At 59.4% G+C, this 16,935-nt stretch carries 12 protein-coding genes and 4 pseudogenes; 7 read left to right on the forward strand and 9 right to left on the reverse strand.

Translation table 11 applies throughout. The annotated features are described in order from the left end of the window. Positions 1–193: 193 nt before the first annotated feature. The 3 genes and pseudogenes from JMY24_RS26210 to JMY24_RS39890 form a co-directional block, all read left to right on the forward strand. Positions 194–988 (forward strand): NAD-binding protein, encoded by a 795-nt coding sequence (locus JMY24_RS26210; RefSeq protein ID WP_128597303.1) that lies wholly within the window; start codon positions 194–196, stop codon positions 986–988. A 241-nt stretch (positions 989–1,229) separates the two neighbouring features. Further along, on the forward strand, positions 1,230–2,951 hold the full coding sequence (locus JMY24_RS26215; protein ID WP_201703189.1) for a SulP family inorganic anion transporter: 1,722 nt from the start codon (positions 1,230–1,232) through the stop codon (positions 2,949–2,951). Between the two features lie 536 nt (positions 2,952–3,487). Next, positions 3,488–3,939: pseudogene (locus JMY24_RS39890) on the forward strand (transposase); the annotation flags it as partial. 354 nt (positions 3,940–4,293) lie between these two features. On the opposite strand, the gene JMY24_RS26225 reads toward JMY24_RS39890, so the two are convergent. The 6 genes and pseudogenes from JMY24_RS26225 to JMY24_RS38495 form a co-directional block, all read right to left on the reverse strand. Then, complete coding sequence (locus tag JMY24_RS26225) at positions 4,294–5,469, reverse strand: porin (RefSeq protein ID WP_128597302.1); 1,176 nt, start codon at positions 5,467–5,469, stop codon at positions 4,294–4,296. 632 nt (positions 5,470–6,101) lie between these two features. Further along, positions 6,102–6,206, reverse strand: a pseudogene (locus JMY24_RS26230) (IS6 family transposase); the annotation flags it as partial. A 61-nt stretch (positions 6,207–6,267) separates the two neighbouring features. After that, the gene (locus tag JMY24_RS26235; RefSeq protein ID WP_128597301.1) at positions 6,268–7,311 is read right to left on the reverse strand and encodes an SDR family oxidoreductase; all 1,044 of its coding nucleotides are present in this window, start codon (positions 7,309–7,311) and stop codon (positions 6,268–6,270) included. A 665-nt stretch (positions 7,312–7,976) separates the two neighbouring features. After that, the gene (locus tag JMY24_RS26240) at positions 7,977–8,948 is read right to left on the reverse strand and encodes an LLM class oxidoreductase (protein ID WP_128597300.1); all 972 of its coding nucleotides are present in this window, start codon (positions 8,946–8,948) and stop codon (positions 7,977–7,979) included. Positions 8,949–9,560: 612 nt separating this feature from the next. After that, a pseudogene (locus JMY24_RS38490) lies at positions 9,561–9,752 on the reverse strand (DDE-type integrase/transposase/recombinase); the annotation flags it as partial. Further along, positions 9,752–9,877, reverse strand: a pseudogene (locus JMY24_RS38495) (IS6 family transposase); the annotation flags it as partial. The pseudogenes JMY24_RS38490 and JMY24_RS38495, both read right to left, overlap by 1 nt. Positions 9,878–10,327: 450 nt before the next feature. On the opposite strand from JMY24_RS38495, the gene JMY24_RS39635 reads away from it, so the two are divergent. Then, positions 10,328–10,663, forward strand: coding sequence for a UTRA domain-containing protein (locus JMY24_RS39635; RefSeq protein WP_128597299.1), 336 nt, complete (start codon positions 10,328–10,330; stop codon positions 10,661–10,663). A 70-nt stretch (positions 10,664–10,733) separates the two neighbouring features. Here the strand turns inward: JMY24_RS39635 and JMY24_RS38500 are convergent, their stop codons facing one another. Continuing rightward, entirely contained in the window at positions 10,734–11,096 is a 363-nt protein-coding gene (locus JMY24_RS38500) for a hypothetical protein (protein WP_236597508.1), read from the reverse strand. Positions 11,097–11,393: 297 nt separating this feature from the next. Further along, a complete protein-coding gene (locus JMY24_RS26260) occupies positions 11,394–11,705 on the reverse strand; it encodes a DUF4148 domain-containing protein (protein WP_128597164.1) in 312 nt (103 codons plus the stop codon). A gap of 337 nt (positions 11,706–12,042) precedes the next feature. On the opposite strand from JMY24_RS26260, the gene JMY24_RS26265 reads away from it, so the two are divergent. Further along, complete coding sequence (locus tag JMY24_RS26265) at positions 12,043–12,273, forward strand: BON domain-containing protein (protein WP_236597509.1); 231 nt, start codon at positions 12,043–12,045, stop codon at positions 12,271–12,273. A 302-nt stretch (positions 12,274–12,575) separates the two neighbouring features. After that, on the forward strand, positions 12,576–14,450 hold the full coding sequence (locus JMY24_RS26270; RefSeq protein WP_128597167.1) for a sulfatase-like hydrolase/transferase: 1,875 nt from the start codon (positions 12,576–12,578) through the stop codon (positions 14,448–14,450). A 73-nt stretch (positions 14,451–14,523) separates the two neighbouring features. On the opposite strand, the gene JMY24_RS26275 is transcribed toward JMY24_RS26270, so the two are convergent. After that, complete coding sequence (locus JMY24_RS26275) at positions 14,524–16,221, reverse strand: alpha-amylase family glycosyl hydrolase (RefSeq protein ID WP_128597170.1); 1,698 nt, start codon at positions 16,219–16,221, stop codon at positions 14,524–14,526. 53 nt (positions 16,222–16,274) lie between these two features. Between JMY24_RS26275 and JMY24_RS39640 the strand changes: the two genes are divergently transcribed. Next, complete coding sequence (locus JMY24_RS39640) at positions 16,275–16,787, forward strand: AraC family ligand binding domain-containing protein (protein ID WP_128597173.1); 513 nt, start codon at positions 16,275–16,277, stop codon at positions 16,785–16,787. The last annotated feature ends 148 nt before the right edge of the window (positions 16,788–16,935 follow it).

The following is a 16,935-nucleotide window of genomic DNA, read 5'->3' on the forward strand; positions in this document are numbered from 1 at the left end:
CGGCACTGACGAGCGCGGATGCTCCTTTGTTCCTGCGACTTCCACACGCTGGACTAAAGTCCAATTCTGCTAGCGTGCCCGAGTGACATGATGCAATCGGGGAAGTGTGGCGGCTGGCGAGCATGTCGTGCGATCGTGCTTGCCCCGAATGGTACGTACTGCGGATGAAGAGCGCATTCGAGGAACGATGCAGATGTACCGGATCGAAGAGCCGCGGCTTGGCGGGCTGCGTATCAAGGAATGGCGGCGCCGCGCGCGTCTCGCGGTTGGCTTGTTGCTTCTGGTGCTGCTGGGATCGGCGCTGGGGATCGGGCTGCTCGACCACTCGGATGCGCCTCTCAGCACGAAGATGTTCACGGCCGTGTGGGACGCGGTCAACCTTATCTCGACCTTGGGCGACTTCTCGGAGTTCAACGCCGACCAGAAGATATTCATGCTGGTCGCCATACTTGCAACGATGTTGGTTGCCGGCTACGCGTTGAGCCAGCTGACGGGGATGCTCTCGGGCGATGACGTGATGGTCTTCTGGGAGAACAGGGCCATGGAGAATAAGCTGGAAACGCTGAGCGCCCACGTCGCGGTCTGCCCGTTCGGCCCGGTCGGCCAGCTGGTCGCCGCCCATCTTCGAGATGCGGGAGCGAGCGTGCTCGTGCTGGAAACCGACGTAAAGCATGCCGAAAAAGCATCCGGACTGGGATACATGGTCATCTTGGGCGATCTCAGCTCGTTCGACGATGTACTCGAGCGTGCCAGACTGGATACCGCCAGCGCGCTGTTTGTGACGGGTACCAATGCGAACAGCAATCTGGAGATCACGCTGGTGGCGCACACGCTCAATCCCGGGCTGCGGATCGTGGTGTCAGGCGAGAGCGATCTGCGCAGAATGTTGCTCGAGAAGGCGGGCGCAACGACGGTTATCGACGAGAACGACATCGTTGCGCGTGCCATGGTCGGGCAGATCGACACGCTGTGGGCGCAACGGACATGAAGCCGGGTGCTCGACAGGCGCAATCCGCCGCGGGCCTGCCGCCCGTACCGGCACGGTCGCACACCTGCGGCACCGTCTGGCCTCACGGCTTTGGGGGTAGCGGACGTTCGCGCTATGCGCCCGAACGTTCGCCATGATGCTTTCGCTCCTCTATCGACGATGACATGGTCTCCTGCGGCACCGGATTCGCGCAAGCATGGGCCTGAGGATTTGATGACGATGGGGAATCTGGGCGACGATTATGGGACACGACTCATCAGCGCATTCCACTGGCGGCTTTCACATTCCGGTGTTGGAGTGGGTCCGCGATTATCAGAAAGAGTGGATCAAGCCGGACATCGTTGCCGGCGTGACCGCTGCGGCGGTCGTTCTTCCGAAGGCCCTGGCATACGCGACTGTCGCGGGGCTGCCCGTGCAGGTCGGGCTGTATACGGCCTTCCTTCCGATGGTGATCTATGCGTTCCTGGGATCGTCGCGGCCGCTTAGCGTCAGCACCAGCGCAACGATCGCCATCCTCACCGCAGCGGCCCTCGCCCGGGTGGTCCCGAACGCAGGGACGGCAGATCTGCTGACAGCCTCTGCAACGCTGACGTTACTCGTCGGGGCCATCCTCACGCTCGCCGCGCTCCTGCGGTTGGGATTCGTTGCCAACTTCATTTCCGATCCTGTGCTGACCGGATTCAAGGCCGGTGTCGCGGTCGTCATCATGCTGGATCAGTTGCCGAAGCTGCTCGGCATTCACTTTCTCAAGGGGTCGTTTTTCCACAACGTGCTGGCCATCGTCACGGGTATTCCACACGCGTCCGCGACGACAGTCGCTGTGGGTGCGATTACGGTGGGCATTCTGGTGGCAATCGAGCATTTCGTCCCACGGGCACCCGCGCCGCTGATCGCGGTGGCCTGCGGGATCGGCGGCATGAGCCTGCTCGGCCTGCAGTCTCACGGGGTCGACATTGTCGGCCATGTGCCGACGGGCTTCCCTTCCGTCACCATGCCCGACCTTTCGCTTGTCGCGTCGCTTGGGCCAGTTGCCGCGGGCATTGCCCTGATGAGCTTTACCGAAACTATCGCCTCTGGACGGGCATTCGTTGAAAGCGGGGAACCTAAGCCACAGGCGAATCGGGAGTTGCTGGCGATCGGTCTTGCCAATGTGGGAGGCGCGCTGTTGGGCTCCATGCCGGCGGGCGGAGGGACGACCCAGACAGCCGTGAACCGTCTGTCGGGCGCCCGCAGCCAGCTGGCCGAACTAGTCACGGCTGCCGTCACGCTGGGCACGATGCTGCTGCTTGCGCCCTTCATCGGACTGATGCCGCAGGCCACACTGGCAGCGGTTGTTATCGTCTATTCGATCGGCCTGATCAAGCCCGCGGAATTTCGCGCGATTGTCGCTGTGCGACGCACAGAGTTCGTGTGGGCGCTGGTTGCAGCCACCGGCGTCGTGCTCTTCGGCACCCTGCCGGGCATCCTCGTCGCCATTGTCGTGTCGCTCCTTGCGCTTGCTCACCAGACGTCCGATCCACCGGTATATGTGCTGCGCAGGAAGCCTGGCACGAACGTGTTTCGCCCTGTGTCCGCGGAGCACCCCGACGATGAGGCTTTTCCCGGCCTCCTGTTGTTGAGGCCGGTAGGCCCCATTTTTTTTGCCAACGCCGAGCGCGTCGGCGAGAAGATTCGCACGCTGATCGCACAGACTCATCCCCAGATCGTCGTGCTCCATCTGCGCGCCGTGTTCGATCTCGAATACACAGCGCTCAAAATGCTGACGGAAGCGGAAAAAGAGCTGCGCAAGCGGGGCATAACGCTATGGCTCGTGGGTCTCAACCCGGGCGTACTGACGATGGTGCAGCGTTCACCGCTCGGCGAGACGCTTGGGCGCGAGCGGATGTTCTTCAATCTCGATCGGGCGGTCGCGGCATGGCAGGCGCAGCAACCACCAGGGGCCATGCGGGAAGCGACGCAGTGAGTTCGCCGACGGCGTGCGCACACGCCTACTCAGCGCGAAAAAGGCAGTCTTGATTCCGCCCGACGCAGTAGAGCGGCCGCCGGTTCGACAGGCAGCGGACGACCCCATCGCAGTCGTTGCTCAACGATCCTTTGGCAAGACGACACCTTTGATACGCGTCAAACCAATCTCGCGCCGCAGGGGTAGTTCAACGTCGAGGATTGAATCATGAGCGAGAGCAGTTAACCCACAACTCGCCTTGCTCAATCGCCACGGCGCGGCCTCGTGGCAACGCTTGCGGTGTCGCTTGCGCTCGCTTGGCGAGCTGTGCGACGCCCGTCACGCAGGCTTTCATCGACGTGCCTGGCCGATTCGCTGCGGCGCCAGCATCCGCCGTTGAGCCGCAGGCCGCCTGGTGGGACAGCTACGGTGACCCGGTGCTGTCCGACCTCGTTCGCCGGCCGGCCCGTGAGAATCGCGACGTCAAGGTTGCACTGGAGCGCGTGCGTGCGACGCGAGCAGGCCAGGCGATCAGCCGCTCATGGCTGTTTCCCAAATGGGATGAACTGGCCAATGAATATCGCTGCCCCACTGGGCACGCACTACGCAGTGATCGGCGCAAGTTCAGAAATCCGCGCTCGCGAGTCACGAAGGCTGACACGATAATCTATCGGGCAAGCCAGTTTGACTGTGAGAACTGTTCGATGAAGGATCGCTGCTGCCCGAATACACCATTCCGCAAGATTGCTCGATGCATCCATGAAGCTGCGCGTGACAAACGAGACGTATTGCGAACACGCCTGAATACAAGCAACCTTGTCGTGAGCGAAAGAAGGTGGAAATGCTCTTCGCCCATCTCAAACGTATCTTGAAACTGGACCGTCTGCGACTGCGCGGTCCAAGCGGTGCCCATGATGAGTTTCTGATGGCAGCAACGGCGCAAAATCTGCGAAGAATGGCCAAGCGGCTAGTGCCAGGAAGCAAGCAGATGAACCAGGCAGTCGCATGACGGGCAACGGGGATCGTTGCCTCGTTCAAGTTTGCCACTTCGCCGATCACCACAACTCGAAAACGTGCCGCGGACTTCAGCGCTTCGAGCCAAAACAAGACTTTTTCAACACAATCCACTCGATAGCGGACCGACGGAGCGCCACAAACCTGCTAGAAGACAACCGGCGTGGTCGAAGCTCTAGTGTACCGACTGTCACGCCAGTGGCATCGCCGGGTAGCGAGGTCCGCAAGAGATACCGCTGAAAGCATCGAGCGGAAAACTCGTCTCATCGTGATAGGGCGCACGAGCCGACGCTTTTGCGCTGGCCCGTACCCCCGACGCGGGGTCCGCGTCCGGGGTACGAACGCGTCTTTAGAACATCGTGCGAAGTCCGATTGCCACGCCTACCTGATTGGTCCGGCCAACGGTGTTGGTCGGAACGCCCTCGCCGTTGACCCCGCCCGGGTAGGCGGCGGAGAAGGCGCCCGTGCCGCGCGCGAAGTCCGTGATCCCGTAGACTTCCGTGCGCTTCGTGAACGAGTATTCGGCGAGAACGGTGGCCGATTGGTTCACCCCCCTGCCGAGCGTGCCGTCGAGCAGTTCAGCATTGCGCGTCTGCCCATAGTAGTAGGCAAACGTGAACAGCAGCGCAGGCATGGCGTGCCAGTTCGCACCGACGTAATAGGTGTCGTCGATACGGTTGGGGCTGCCACCCTTCAGTGTCGGCGCGCCAGATTGCTGCATGTAGCTGTCAGTCAAACCAGTGTGGTCCTGCCCCCGCAGCCAGCCGGCCAGGAGGCGGATGTCGTGGGTGACCTGAAACGCGCCGCTGATGTGCAGGAAGTTGGTCTTAGCGCCATTGATCGAGCTGCCGACACTGGTGCCAACCGAAGAGCCAGTCGCAGATGTCGGAACGGAGACCTGCTGGAAGCCTGCGTTGAGCATGGCAGGGCCGTACGTGTACGTCAGTTCGACGGCATAGGTGGAGCCGAGACCGACCGCGCCCGGCTGGTTGCCAAAGCCGTACAGGGCATTGACATCCAGGCCATCGAAGCTGCCCTTGTACTTGACGGAGTTGTTGACTTCGAGGTAAGGGCCGATGCCGTTATACATCCAGCTGTGTTGCCAATAGTTGCCAACGGTCAGCGGGTCGAAGATATCGCCCAAAGTGTCGTAGGCCGGCGCATATTGCCTGCCAAAGGTCAGCGAGCCCCACGTTTTGTTCGACAGACCCACGAAAGCTTGCCGACTGAACAGTGTGCCAGGGACGTGTAGTTGCCCATCAAAGGCTTCGAAGCCGTTTTCAAGGCGGAACACTGCGGACCAGCCGCCCCCCAGATCCTCGCTGCCCCTCAAGCCCCAGCGGCTGTGGGTTTCCGGGCCGGACGTCATGGCGACCTGGTCGTTGCCGCCCGGGCCAGCATTCGTCTGATACCGGATGGCTTCATCTACGATGCCGTACAGCGTGACAGAGCTCTGTGCGAATGCCGACGATGCCCCGGCTGCGAACAGCACGCCAGTGGCGCTGGAAATAAGAATTTTGTTCATTAGCAATCCACAGTAATTAGTAAGCTGACTGGGAAAGTTTTTCAACGCTCGAACAATAAGACCGTCAAGGGAGCGTAGCCTGTCATTTCATTGAGGCACAGCGAATAGTTACGGAGTGTTGTTTATTTGCAGTGTCGGGGACAGGTGTGTGCAATCGTCTGATATTTACGTGCGGGATGGCGACCTATTAGTTGAGTCTTGATGCGGTGCGCTGCTGTGAGCACGAGGCACTGCCGATGCCCAGGGCGGCTAGGGCATGGAGAAGGATTGCTTTTTATCGCTGCGGCAACAGACCTTTAATATAAAAAATGAGTTGCCAAGAGGCATCGCACGGATATCAGTGCGATCCACGTCGAGCCTTATTGCTATGTAGACCTCATGAAATTAGCGCGCGTATGCTTCCTCTTGAGCGGCATTGAACCGCTTGATCCTCGCGTCGGCGCTCGCGTGGCGCCTTCTTTTGCGATGGTAGTCGTGGTTCCTCTTCGATGCGGTAGGCCGTGGCGACGCTGAACCCGGCGCGCGCAGCGGCACTGGCCGGCGCGACGCACCGGTTCTGGGCTACGCCCGCTCCCGCTGCCGTCACGCCACTACTCTCATCCTGATTGCCGGGCGGCAGAGTAGACCACCTACCACCGGACACACAGCACAATCACGTCCAGCGGATAATGCAGCCGCTTCACCATCTTGATCCCCGGCGGTACCGTCTTGCGCGGCGTTTTGCCCGTTATGGCCATCGTGGTCATGTCAACTTCGGTCGCTGAATTTTATGTGACTGCCGTAGCGCGACAGAACCTTTCAGGGAATGTAACGTTGCTCCCTGAGCTCGGTCAGCATCTCGATATACATTTCCTCTGAATCGATGCAGTCATGGAAGCCATGTTTGCGTGCCTTTATGGTGCTAGAGATGTTGTCAAAGGTCGTTTTGAAAATCATGTCGCCAAACTTCCACGAGACGATCTGGTCGTACCGGTAGTCTCGAAGGTTGTACTTCTCGACCAGACTGTTCCACAGTTCTGCCTTGTCGGCCATCATCTGCTGTAACAACATGGGGAACGGCTCACCGACCGGCACATCGAAAAACTGCGCCAGACGCGGCCAGACGCGAGACCATCTGAAGTAGTCGCCATTCGTGATGTTGTAAATTTCGCCTCGGCATGCGTCGGTCTCGCCCGCCCAATCGACGGCACTCGCGAGAATTCGAGTATCGGTAATCTGGTAGAGCGCGTCGTAAGCGGCGCGCGAGCCGGGAAAAGACATTGGAACGCCCAGGGCCTTCGCTAACGTTCCATAAACAGCAATCACCATCAGCAGATTCATGGGATTGCCCACGGCAACCCCTGCAACACCCTCGGGACGAAATGCAGTCCAGGACCATGATTTGCCGACTGAACGTTCCCGAAGGAAATCCTCCTGGTCGTAATAGAAGTTCGGTGGCATATGGCGCGGGTCGCTCTCCTTCGCGGGCGACGGAATCGGGCCAATATGCACGCCGTATGCCTTGCCTCCCTGCATCAGCGTGACGTGCTGCAGGTTCGGCGCGTGCTTCTCCATGACCTCAACCATGTTCTTCAGCATCCGCAGATTCACCTCGACCAGTTCCGCAGGCGTCGGCTTCTCCTGGTAGGCTGCGAACACGAGATGCGTTGCTTCCGGTACTTGTGCAAGTAGCGCCTCGCAGGAGTCTCTGTCCAGCAGGTCGACCGCCAAATGCCTGGCGCGCGTCGGGAAATCAGGTGCGCGTCGGGAAACGGCGACCAGGTCGACGCCCTTGGTTTCATAGTGTGCGAGTACTCCGCGTCCGATAACTCCGACCGCGCCTGCTACGACTACTGTTTTCATGTTCGTCTGCTCTCCAGAGATTCGTAAATTGAATGTTCAGCCAGTCGCGACTTCAGGTCTGCTAGTTCCCAGCCCCGCGAAGCGGCATCGCTTTACTCTGTAATTCCCCTATGAGATCGAAGCTCGTTGCAGAACTTGGGCGCCCGGATCGACAACCACTGACGCCCCATAAGCGGGCCCGTCAAGCGTTCCCCGCTGGCCCTGCTGGACGCCTCGACGCTCGACCCCGATGACCTGCTGGACACCGCCGACCAGATCTACTCGGATCGTATCGGTGAGATCTACCAGCTGGCCTACAATCCGCATCAGCGCTGGTACTATTCTCTGGACATGTGTCGTGACTAAGCCTTGCTGATCAAGGGGTATGACTTGCGTCACGACGGCGGTGCCCGCTTCACCCTCCGTACCGTTCCTTCCAGGCCCCCTGCGCCGCCGGGAGCCGTGCCGCGCGAAAGTATCGCGGTTCGCATCCTGGCCTTCTTCGGTTAGGTCTTGACCACCTGAGCGTGGGCTTCCCCTGTGCGGTGCTTGACGCCCCCGCGCATTTCGAGGCGATCATCCGCTCCTCGTCGGTGCCGGCAACAGCTGTGGGCAGTGCTGATGCGCCGGGCGTGGCGGTGACCGGATAGAAAGCGCCGGTCGTCGCTTTCCAGCACCATGCCGGCTCATGTCGACATCACGAAGTCAGGTAGAACGAACTGACCGAGCTCCTCAATGACCTCACCTGCGGGGCGTTGGCCGTATTTCAAATTGATGATCACATGGTTAACGCCGACCTCCTCCTGCAAGCTGTGCAGCAGCGCGATCAGGTGATGTCGCCCCAGTTGATAGCCTAGGTGGATCGGCCGTGGTGGTGTCTGCGGGTTATCTGTCAGGTCGATGTATAGCGACTGCGTGAAGGGTTTGAACAGTTCACCACATTCGGCACGAACCGTCGTGCGCCAGCGCTCGACAATCAGCTGCTGAGCCTTTGGTGCACGCGGATAGGTGATCCAGCCATGACTGTAGCGGGCGATCCATTCAAGCGTCTGGCGGCTATGGCCGGTGACGAAGAAGGGAATTTCCGCCGTGGTCGGCTTGGGAATCAGATCTGCCCCCTCAAGCCTGCCGCCGGGCCAGGTCAAAGGCACGAAACTGGTGAGCTGAACCTCGCGAAACACCTCGAGGTATTCGCGGAACAGGCTGCCACGTTGCTCCGGGTCGACACCGAATGCTGGAAACTCTACTGGACGGTCACCGGAAGCCACGCCGAGTAGCAGGCGGCCACCACTGAGCTGATCGACACTGGTTGCGGCCTTGGCTGTGTGTAGGGGATTGCGGATTGGCAGGATGACCGACGCGGTACCCAGCGCAATCGAGCGAGTGTGCGCCGACATAAAACCCAGGTAGACCCAAGGATCGAAGACCTGGCCCGAATCACCGAAGCTGGGGTCGCGTAACGGAACGTCGCGAAACCAGAGGGCAGAGAAACCCAGCTTTTCGGCACGTTGGGCCAGGCTCACCTGGTCGAACATACTCGGCGTATCGCCGGTGAAGGCTTCGAGGGGAAAGAATAGACCCAGGGTCAGGCGGCCTTCGCGGTAGGTGCGCTGAAAGCCGGGTTGTTGCTGATAGGGAATGGAACTCGGAGTAAACATGCTCTGGCCTACATATTTCAGAATATCGATTTCTGAGGGGCTGAAAAAACGCCTGCGAGCAGGTATCTAATCAGCGCTTTCAAGGCCACCTGGAACGCCGCGATTTCTGCTCATGGCGTTTGTAATAAGTCCAGGGTCGATGCGTTGTGAGGTCACCGGTTGCGACCGCTGCAAAGCATCGAGATACAGCGAGAGGGTCGACAGCGACAGGCCACCCGATCCTGGACAATGCTCACTGAGCATCCTGCGCTTATGCTTCGGCGGATCACTGCGCTCACTATTCCCCCGTATCAACGCCCGCCGGGAAAACGGGCCACCCGATGTTTCCAGGGCAAAACGTTCGGCATCGCATTTCGCACTTTGTCGGTCGCCGCGTCGGCTTCGAGTTCCGACGCCCCAGAGTTAGCACGTCCTGACGGCCGAGCAGCAGGACGGACTCCAAGGTTTCCCCGCACTATGTAGTCGGCGTCGTGTTTGACCCGCTTCAGCGCGTGTTCGCGGTCAAAAGCGCGCCCCAGCAATTGCACCTGCGGGCAGTAGCACCGCGTACTTTCGACGTTTCCGATGCAAATAGACGATTTCGGCGAGCTAACGCCACCAGATCAGGACACCTTATTGAGTCGCGAGGACCACATTCCAGGCGGTAAGCATGGTGGTATCTTCGAGGTACAGGCCGTTCAGGCGAAATTGCCCCTTGCGAATGCGGTGCATCAACTCAATGCCCGCTACGGTGGCGGCCGCGTTCCTGAAACGTTTGAAGCTGCGCATCGCGTTTGTTCTGGACTTTACGTTGCGATGGTTCTGGCCATCATCTTGACGAGATCGCGCAGGCTGAGCTTGTAGCGATACCAGCGCACACAAAGAATGATCACGTCACGGTCAAAGTGACGGCCGGCAAACAGCCCGTCCAAACTCTTCAGCTTGCTCATCGCGGGCTTGCAAGTCGGTCAGTCCGACACGCTAACCGATTCGTTGATCGCTATTTGCACCACAACCTTTCGTGCGACGGGATTAAGTCTAGGGGGAGGGGGCCGGCGTTTCTTTCCAGTTTCTATCAAAACGTGTCGGAATCTTGCTTCATCGCGACTTGCCTGAATTACTGAACCGGTAAGAGGGACGGTCTTCGCGGGAGCACTGCACGATGTTGTTCACGACGCTGTCTAGCCGACGCCTCGCGTGCGGTCGCGAGTGAGCAGCATTTCGAATAATTGCGCACGCGCAAGGAAGAGATGACCGCTGGCACACTGTACTGTGGACGGATGCGTGAGGCGCACGGCGTGGCTCGCGTAGAGACGTCGGTCACTTGTTCAATAGGAGCAGTGCTGAGAACCGACGAGTGCGGCGCTGGGCCAGAGAAACGGGGGTGATGAACAGACGTTGTGCACGTTGCGCCGCCAGGCGAAAGAACAAGGACTGGCCGTGCAGGGCGATGGAAAAATCCCGGCTTTGTCGCGATAAGGCGAGTCGATACGGAAAAACTGAATGGCGCGAATTTCAAGGATCTGCTTGCTCGCGGGTTTCATCACCCACTCACGAAGTTCAGCGAGCAACTCACGGTACGCGTCTTCCCGGCATACGTGTGCAAGGCTTTGCGTCTGAAGGCGGAGACCTCGGGTGCCGTGCTGGAAATCTTCGCATACGACCGACACGGCGAGGTCGGGTATTTTCAGGACCTTTATATTCCGCCCAACGGCCGTCCGCTACAGATCAGCTGAGTCCGACGTTTCGTGAATAGCTTGAGCATCACCTCGGGGGCTCTGGTGCGAATTGGGGGCGGCGAATCGGTTAGAGTTGTCGGAGCAAAACGAACCTCGATGCACCACCGGCGGAGTCTGTCGAGATGTGATCCGGGTGACTCACGGCGCATGAGTTCTGGCTTTTTCTACCATGTTGGTCGCGAAGCGCTGCAGCGCCGCGCAGTTGCACGGGCCCCGCCGCGAGTTCGACAGATGCGCTTTTCGAGCCCTTGCGCCCACGTCGATGCTCGACCCACGCCAGGATCGCAACCGCCACCGATCCGCCGGGCAGTACGAACAGCACGGCGAATAACGCGAGCTTCCACCAGCGATGCGGCCCCTGGAAGCTGTGCAAAGCTGAATCGGTCAAGGAGCGGCTCAGGCCGCCGAGGGTATTTTTGAGGTACAGCATAGAAGGAACATCCTTGGTCACGCCGCATCCGAGGACGGACAAAAAAGCGGTCAGTTCGTCACGCCGGTTCGGCCGCAGATGCGTCGTAATGCATTGCGTCGGCGATTGTGCAGACGCAGGAAGCCGGGAAGCGCACTGTGAGCGCGTGTTAACGCAACATCGGGGGAAAACCGGGGTTTTGCCGCGTGAGCGAGCCAGTTCCTTAATAGGAGCGCGCAAGAGGTGCTGCGCGCTCATAGGGCGGTGCTCAACGACTGAATGTGTTAGGCAGCCTGTTGGCATTCAGGCATCAACGCATTACGGATGGTCGTACATCGCATTCCAGTCGGCCTTCGACACGGCCGGACGTCCTGCGTCCGACGAACCGCTCACCACACCGCCGTAACCGCTCGTTGCGCCGTTCTGTGCGGCCACCTTGGCTTCAGCAGCCTGGATGTCGGCGGGGTAAGACGGGTCTTCGCCGCGAGCCGGGTTATAGCCAGCCTTTTCGAGTTGAACCAGTTCAGCACGCACCTGCGCACGGGTCAAAGGCGCATTCGATTGGGCGAACACGGCAACCGGAGCAGCAAGGGCAGCGGCAACGACAACGGCTTGAATAAGGGACTTCATGGTACTTACCTCCAGACTTGTTTTGTCCTGCTACGAACAGCCCTGTTCGTAAACCAGTGACTACAGTGTAGGTAAGTATTCGCTTAAAATTAAGGCAGATGTCAGGAAGGGATTGTTGCAGGATTTGGGTAAAAACCTAATCCGCGATGAGGACTGCGGCCAAAAAAAGCCCGCCTTCGAGAGCGCGTGCCGGCGCTGCAGGACGGCAAGCTGGTCCGCATCGTAGCCGCTCCATCGTGAGCCGCTCCAATCTCATGCGGGCACTGGCGAGCTTCGCACTGGCCGGAGATTCCTCCAGTCATGACGATGCGAGTCTACGGGATGCATCGTCCTTGAAATGCACGGGAAGCGGTGGGCGCTGTCAAAGCGGGATGTACTCGTCAAGGACGGCGTCGTCCATCTGTGGGGTGTGATCGAATCCAAGGAGGAAAGGCGCGCGATCCGTGGTGCTGCCGAGGGCGTGCCCGGCGTTAGGTGTGTGGAGAGCCACCTGGAGTTTCCGAGGAGTATTCCAGCGCTGCAGTGTTGCCAATGGCGTGCACGTCGCTTTGCACGCGGTGAGAGATAACGGCATCAGGAACGGCTACGCCCCGATTTGGGCGGCCCGTGCGCGGCGGGCCGCGCCCGTCTTCGGTCAGCAGCGAAATGCGAAGCAATGGCGCATCAACCCTCGAAATTGTCACTACGATCAGTGACATAAGGTGAAACGATTTCTTCCCTTATACGTCGCGAGCTTCGCCTATTCTTGGTCTGGCTTTCAGCACGGTCTTAGCCATAAACGCGACCGCATTCGTCGTAACAAAACAAAGCGTACTGAAGCTGATCACGTTTATTTAAATTTCCCAATACATTTAGTTAGGAATACAAACCATGGACCGAAGAGAATTCATCAAGAAGACGTCCGCCGTCGGCGCAGCTGTCGCTACGGCCGATGTCACTGCTCAGGCCGCGGATACCGCGCAGGGCGGCGACTCCTCTCGTCGCAAACCCAACATTCTGTTCATCCTGCTCGACGAGATGCGCTTTCCTAGCGTCTTCCCGGACGGCATCACCGATGTGCGCGGTTTTCTCAAGACCTACATGCCAAGAACGTTCGATCTGTGGAGAAAAGGTGTCAAGTTTTCGGGCCATTACACGGCGGCTTCCGCATGCAGCCCCGCACGAGCCGCGCTGGTCACCGGGCTCTATACGCAGCAAAACTGGCTGCTAACGACTATCCTCGATGCGCCGGATACTAAGGTCTCGATACAGCCAGTGCTTCGTCGCGAATATCCGACGTACGGAAAGATACTTCAGTCGCTCGGCTATCTGACACCGTACATCGGCAAATGGCATTTGTCGATCGTGCATAAAGGACCACGCCCCTTGTCGCTTTACGGTTTCGAGGCCATGACCTATCCCGACCCGACCGGCAGCAATTTGCAAGGCACGATTGGAGATCCGGGAGAAGGCTATCTGAGCGACTCCAACATCGCCGACCAGGCAAGCCAATGGTTGCAAGGGCGCAAGCCGGGGGATTCACCATGGTGCCTGACTGTCGGCTTCATCAATCCGCACGACAAGGAGTTTTTTCCCGCAGGCACGGAGTTAAAGCGCTTTACCGCATTGTTCAATTCGAATCGGTACAACCCCAACGGCTATACGCAGTGGATCAATTACACCAAGGGGCCGCCCAGCTACAACTGGGAGTTCAATCCGCTGCGCAATCCGCCGCCGCTTGCTTATCCGGCGACGGCGCCCAACTGGGAGTCCGGCCCCCAACTGGCAGCGAACAAGCCGCCGATGCAGACCTTCAACCGCACGATTCAGGAAGCCGTGTGGGGCGGCGTCCAGGATACGCGCGACACCGACTTCGAGATTACCGCTTATCCCGCGAATCCGGATTACCCGCCGCCGTCCGAGACCAGAGGTATCGCCAAGGCGCCTTTTCATTACTGGAAGCGAGGTCTGGATTCATATACACAGATCATGTCTATCGTGGATGGCAAGATAGGCGCTGTCGTCGACGCACTGCCGCACGCCGTCGCGAGAAATACGATCATCATCCTCACGTCGGATCACGGCGACTATGCTGGCGCGCACGGCCTGATCTCGGGAAAGACCGGTACGTGTTACGAGGAAGCATTCAACGTCCCGCTCATCGTGGTCGATCCGACCGGTCAGTACGCCGGCGATATCGACACGGTGCGCGGTGGGCTGACGTCGTCCGTGGACATTCTTCCGCTGCTGGCCACCATCGGCAACGGAGGTCAACGGAACTGGCTCACCGGGGACTACGCGCAGATGTATGGCAAGCGGCACGATCTTCTTCCGATGCTCAAGAGTTCGAGCGCACCGGGGCGGCCGTACGTGGTTTTCTCGACGGATGAGACTGTGCCGGAAAGCCTGAACTTCAACAATGCAGCGTCACACATCGTCGCGGTCAGGACCGACAAGGACAAGCTCGGAGCGTACTCGCACTGGGCGCCGTCCACCACGACGGTCACCGGTTCAAGCGACCTGGAGTATTACGATTACTCGACCGAGCGGGGAAGGCTCGAGCTGGATAACCGCTACCACGACCCTGCAGCGCAGGCGCTTCATGACCGGTTGATATCGGACATTGTTCCGAACGAGTTGCAAGCGCCCTTGCCGGGCAGTCTGGTCGCCGCACAGAATCTGGCGCAAGCGCGCTATCTCGAGTATGTGCAGTTGATCAACAGTGGCGGCGACTTCGAGCTGCCATTCAGGATCGGTGATGTGTAGGCGAGCCGGGCGCAAGGAAGACCGGCTTGCGCCACGTCGAAGAAGGGCACGTGGCCGGGCCGGCGGTGACGATTCACTCAGCCGCCATCCACACGAATGCGCTGCGCGGCGGCAATGAAGTGGTCACGGTGCCATCGGCGGCCACAACGAGCCGCTGAGGCGCCGTGCCAGTCGCCACGCGATTGGCGAGCACCGTGCCGCTCGGAAGACCGGTTTTGAGCGTACCCGTCGCAGTGTCGCTATCCGAAGTATTGATGGCCACGATGGCGGTGGCCGCCTGATACGTCATCTTGTACACGAACGCGCCGGGGCCCGTGCTGTTCCGATCGAGAATAGCCGGCGTACCGCGCGACAACACTTTGTTCGCTTTGCGCAAGCTGGCGAGTTGCGCGATGAACTGATAAAGCGGCGCGGAGGTGTCGAAGTGATCGCGTCCGCCCGACGCATAACCGCCCGCGAACATTGCCCCTCGTTGCTCGGTGAATGCCTGCTCCGTTCCATAATAGACAACCGGAATACCGGGCAACGTCATGATGAGCACGAGGCCTTGCTGCAACGCGGCCATCGTTCCATCGGCGAGAAAGCGGTCCACGTCGTGATTGTCGAGAAACGTCGGCATGAGATACGGGCGCCTGAATACCTGCATCATGTTCTGGATGCGATACCCGAGTTCGGCCGTCGGATGCTTTCCGTTCAGGACGTCGCCCATCGTGCCGTAAAGCGGATAGTTGAGCATGCCGGGCAGAATGTCGGCCCCGTTGGGATCGACCATATAGGTTTCGATCTTCTGCGAATTCGCGTCGTCATACGCGGCATCGGTGGCGAAGCCTTCGCCAAAGGCAAGAAAGTTCTGTTTGCCGTTGTTCTGCGCGACCTGGCGGATGCCCGGTGCGGCCGCAGCGCTTGAGTACATGAAGTCGCTGAAGAAAGCCTGAGGCACATAGAAAGCGGTGTCGATGCGAAAGGCGTCTACGCCGACCGTGGAGATCCAGTAACCGTAGCTGCGCCGCAGCGCCTCGCGCACGACCGGGTTCTCCGTGTTCAGATCGTCGAGCCCATACAGTTGGTAATTGAGCAACTGGTTCTCGTCGTTGAAGTTGCTGATATCGGGAGTCCAATGGTAGATGGCCGCGGCCTGCTGGGCGGGATCGGTCGGGTTGTCCATGTCGAAGGGCGCTTGCGTCGGCGCGCTCACTGGCACCGAAGCGGTATTGCGCGCCCAGTGCAGCGCAGGAGCGGCAGCGTCCCAGGAACCGTTGTAGTAGAAAAAGTCGCCGGTATGATTGACGACGATGTCCTGAATCAGATACATCCCCGTTTTATGCAGGGCGCTCGACAATTGCCGGTAATCGTCGAGCGAGCCCATGTGCTTGTCCACCTGCTCGAAGTTGGCTGCCCAGTAACCGTGATATCCACCATAGTTCACGAGTGGATCCCACCATTGATTTGCCACAGGAGGTGTCAACCAGATCGCCGTTGCGCCCAGGCCCTGGATATAGGCGATTTTCTGCTGAATCCCGCGAATATCTCCGCCACTGTATTTGGCGTTGTTGCTCGGGTCGAATTCGCCGGCGCCCTGATTGTCATTGGTCGGATCGCCGTCGCTGAAGCGATCGGTCAGAATGAAGTAGACGATCTGGTCCTGCCATTCCGGCGACGGCACATTGAGATCGAGTTGATCCGTCTGGAGAGACGAGCCGCACGCCACGAGGAAGGCACTCGCGACGGCCGCAAGCAACGGGCGTGCTAAAGGAATGAACGTACCTTGCATGATTGCCTCGCCACGTGCGGTCGCGTTGCTCGAAGTGTACAGGCGTGGGCCTGATGCGTGCCGATTTCACGACTCAGCAATACGCGCCTCACACTCACGAGGGATTTGTCATTGCGATTACGGAGTCGGGCGGGTCGGTCGTAAGAAGCCGAGGTGTGAACGATGAGGTGCGGACTTCCACGCTGCTCGTCTTCAACCCCGCAGAGGCACACTCGGGATGGATGGGATCGAGCGAGCGTTGGCGGTTGCCGTGGATCGGCTTGAAAATGTCCGTTGTCTCATCCTGCCGCAATACGCCAGAGACCATGAAGCGCGTCGGCTGCCGAACCTGCCAGCCGATATGCGCGGCCCATTCGCTTGCGGCAGCGGGGATAGCTGCTCGAAAGCTCAAACCGGCAACGAGAAAGCCGACTATACAAGCCTTAATTGCGGAAACGTTCGTGGAAGAGCACGTCCTCATGGATGGTTTGACCTCTTCAGAGGGTTGCGCCATAAATACCTCAGTGAGCGCGGCATGGACACCAAAACGGGAAGCGTTGCAGCGTGGAGGAGGCTGGCACTTCTGATGCTCGCTTCTTGTTCTGGAGCGAGACGATGGGGATGCGACGTGAAAACACTTACGTTATTCAATCTGTTATGTCCGTGCGGCCACCGTGGCTGCGTTGTCCAAAGCGCAGACGAAAACGCCGTGCCAGCCTGGCACTTCAACTTTGT

Origin of the sequence: Paraburkholderia kirstenboschensis (assembly GCF_904848585.1) — a bacterium.
Taxonomy (GTDB): Bacteria; Pseudomonadota; Gammaproteobacteria; order Burkholderiales; family Burkholderiaceae; genus Paraburkholderia; species Paraburkholderia kirstenboschensis.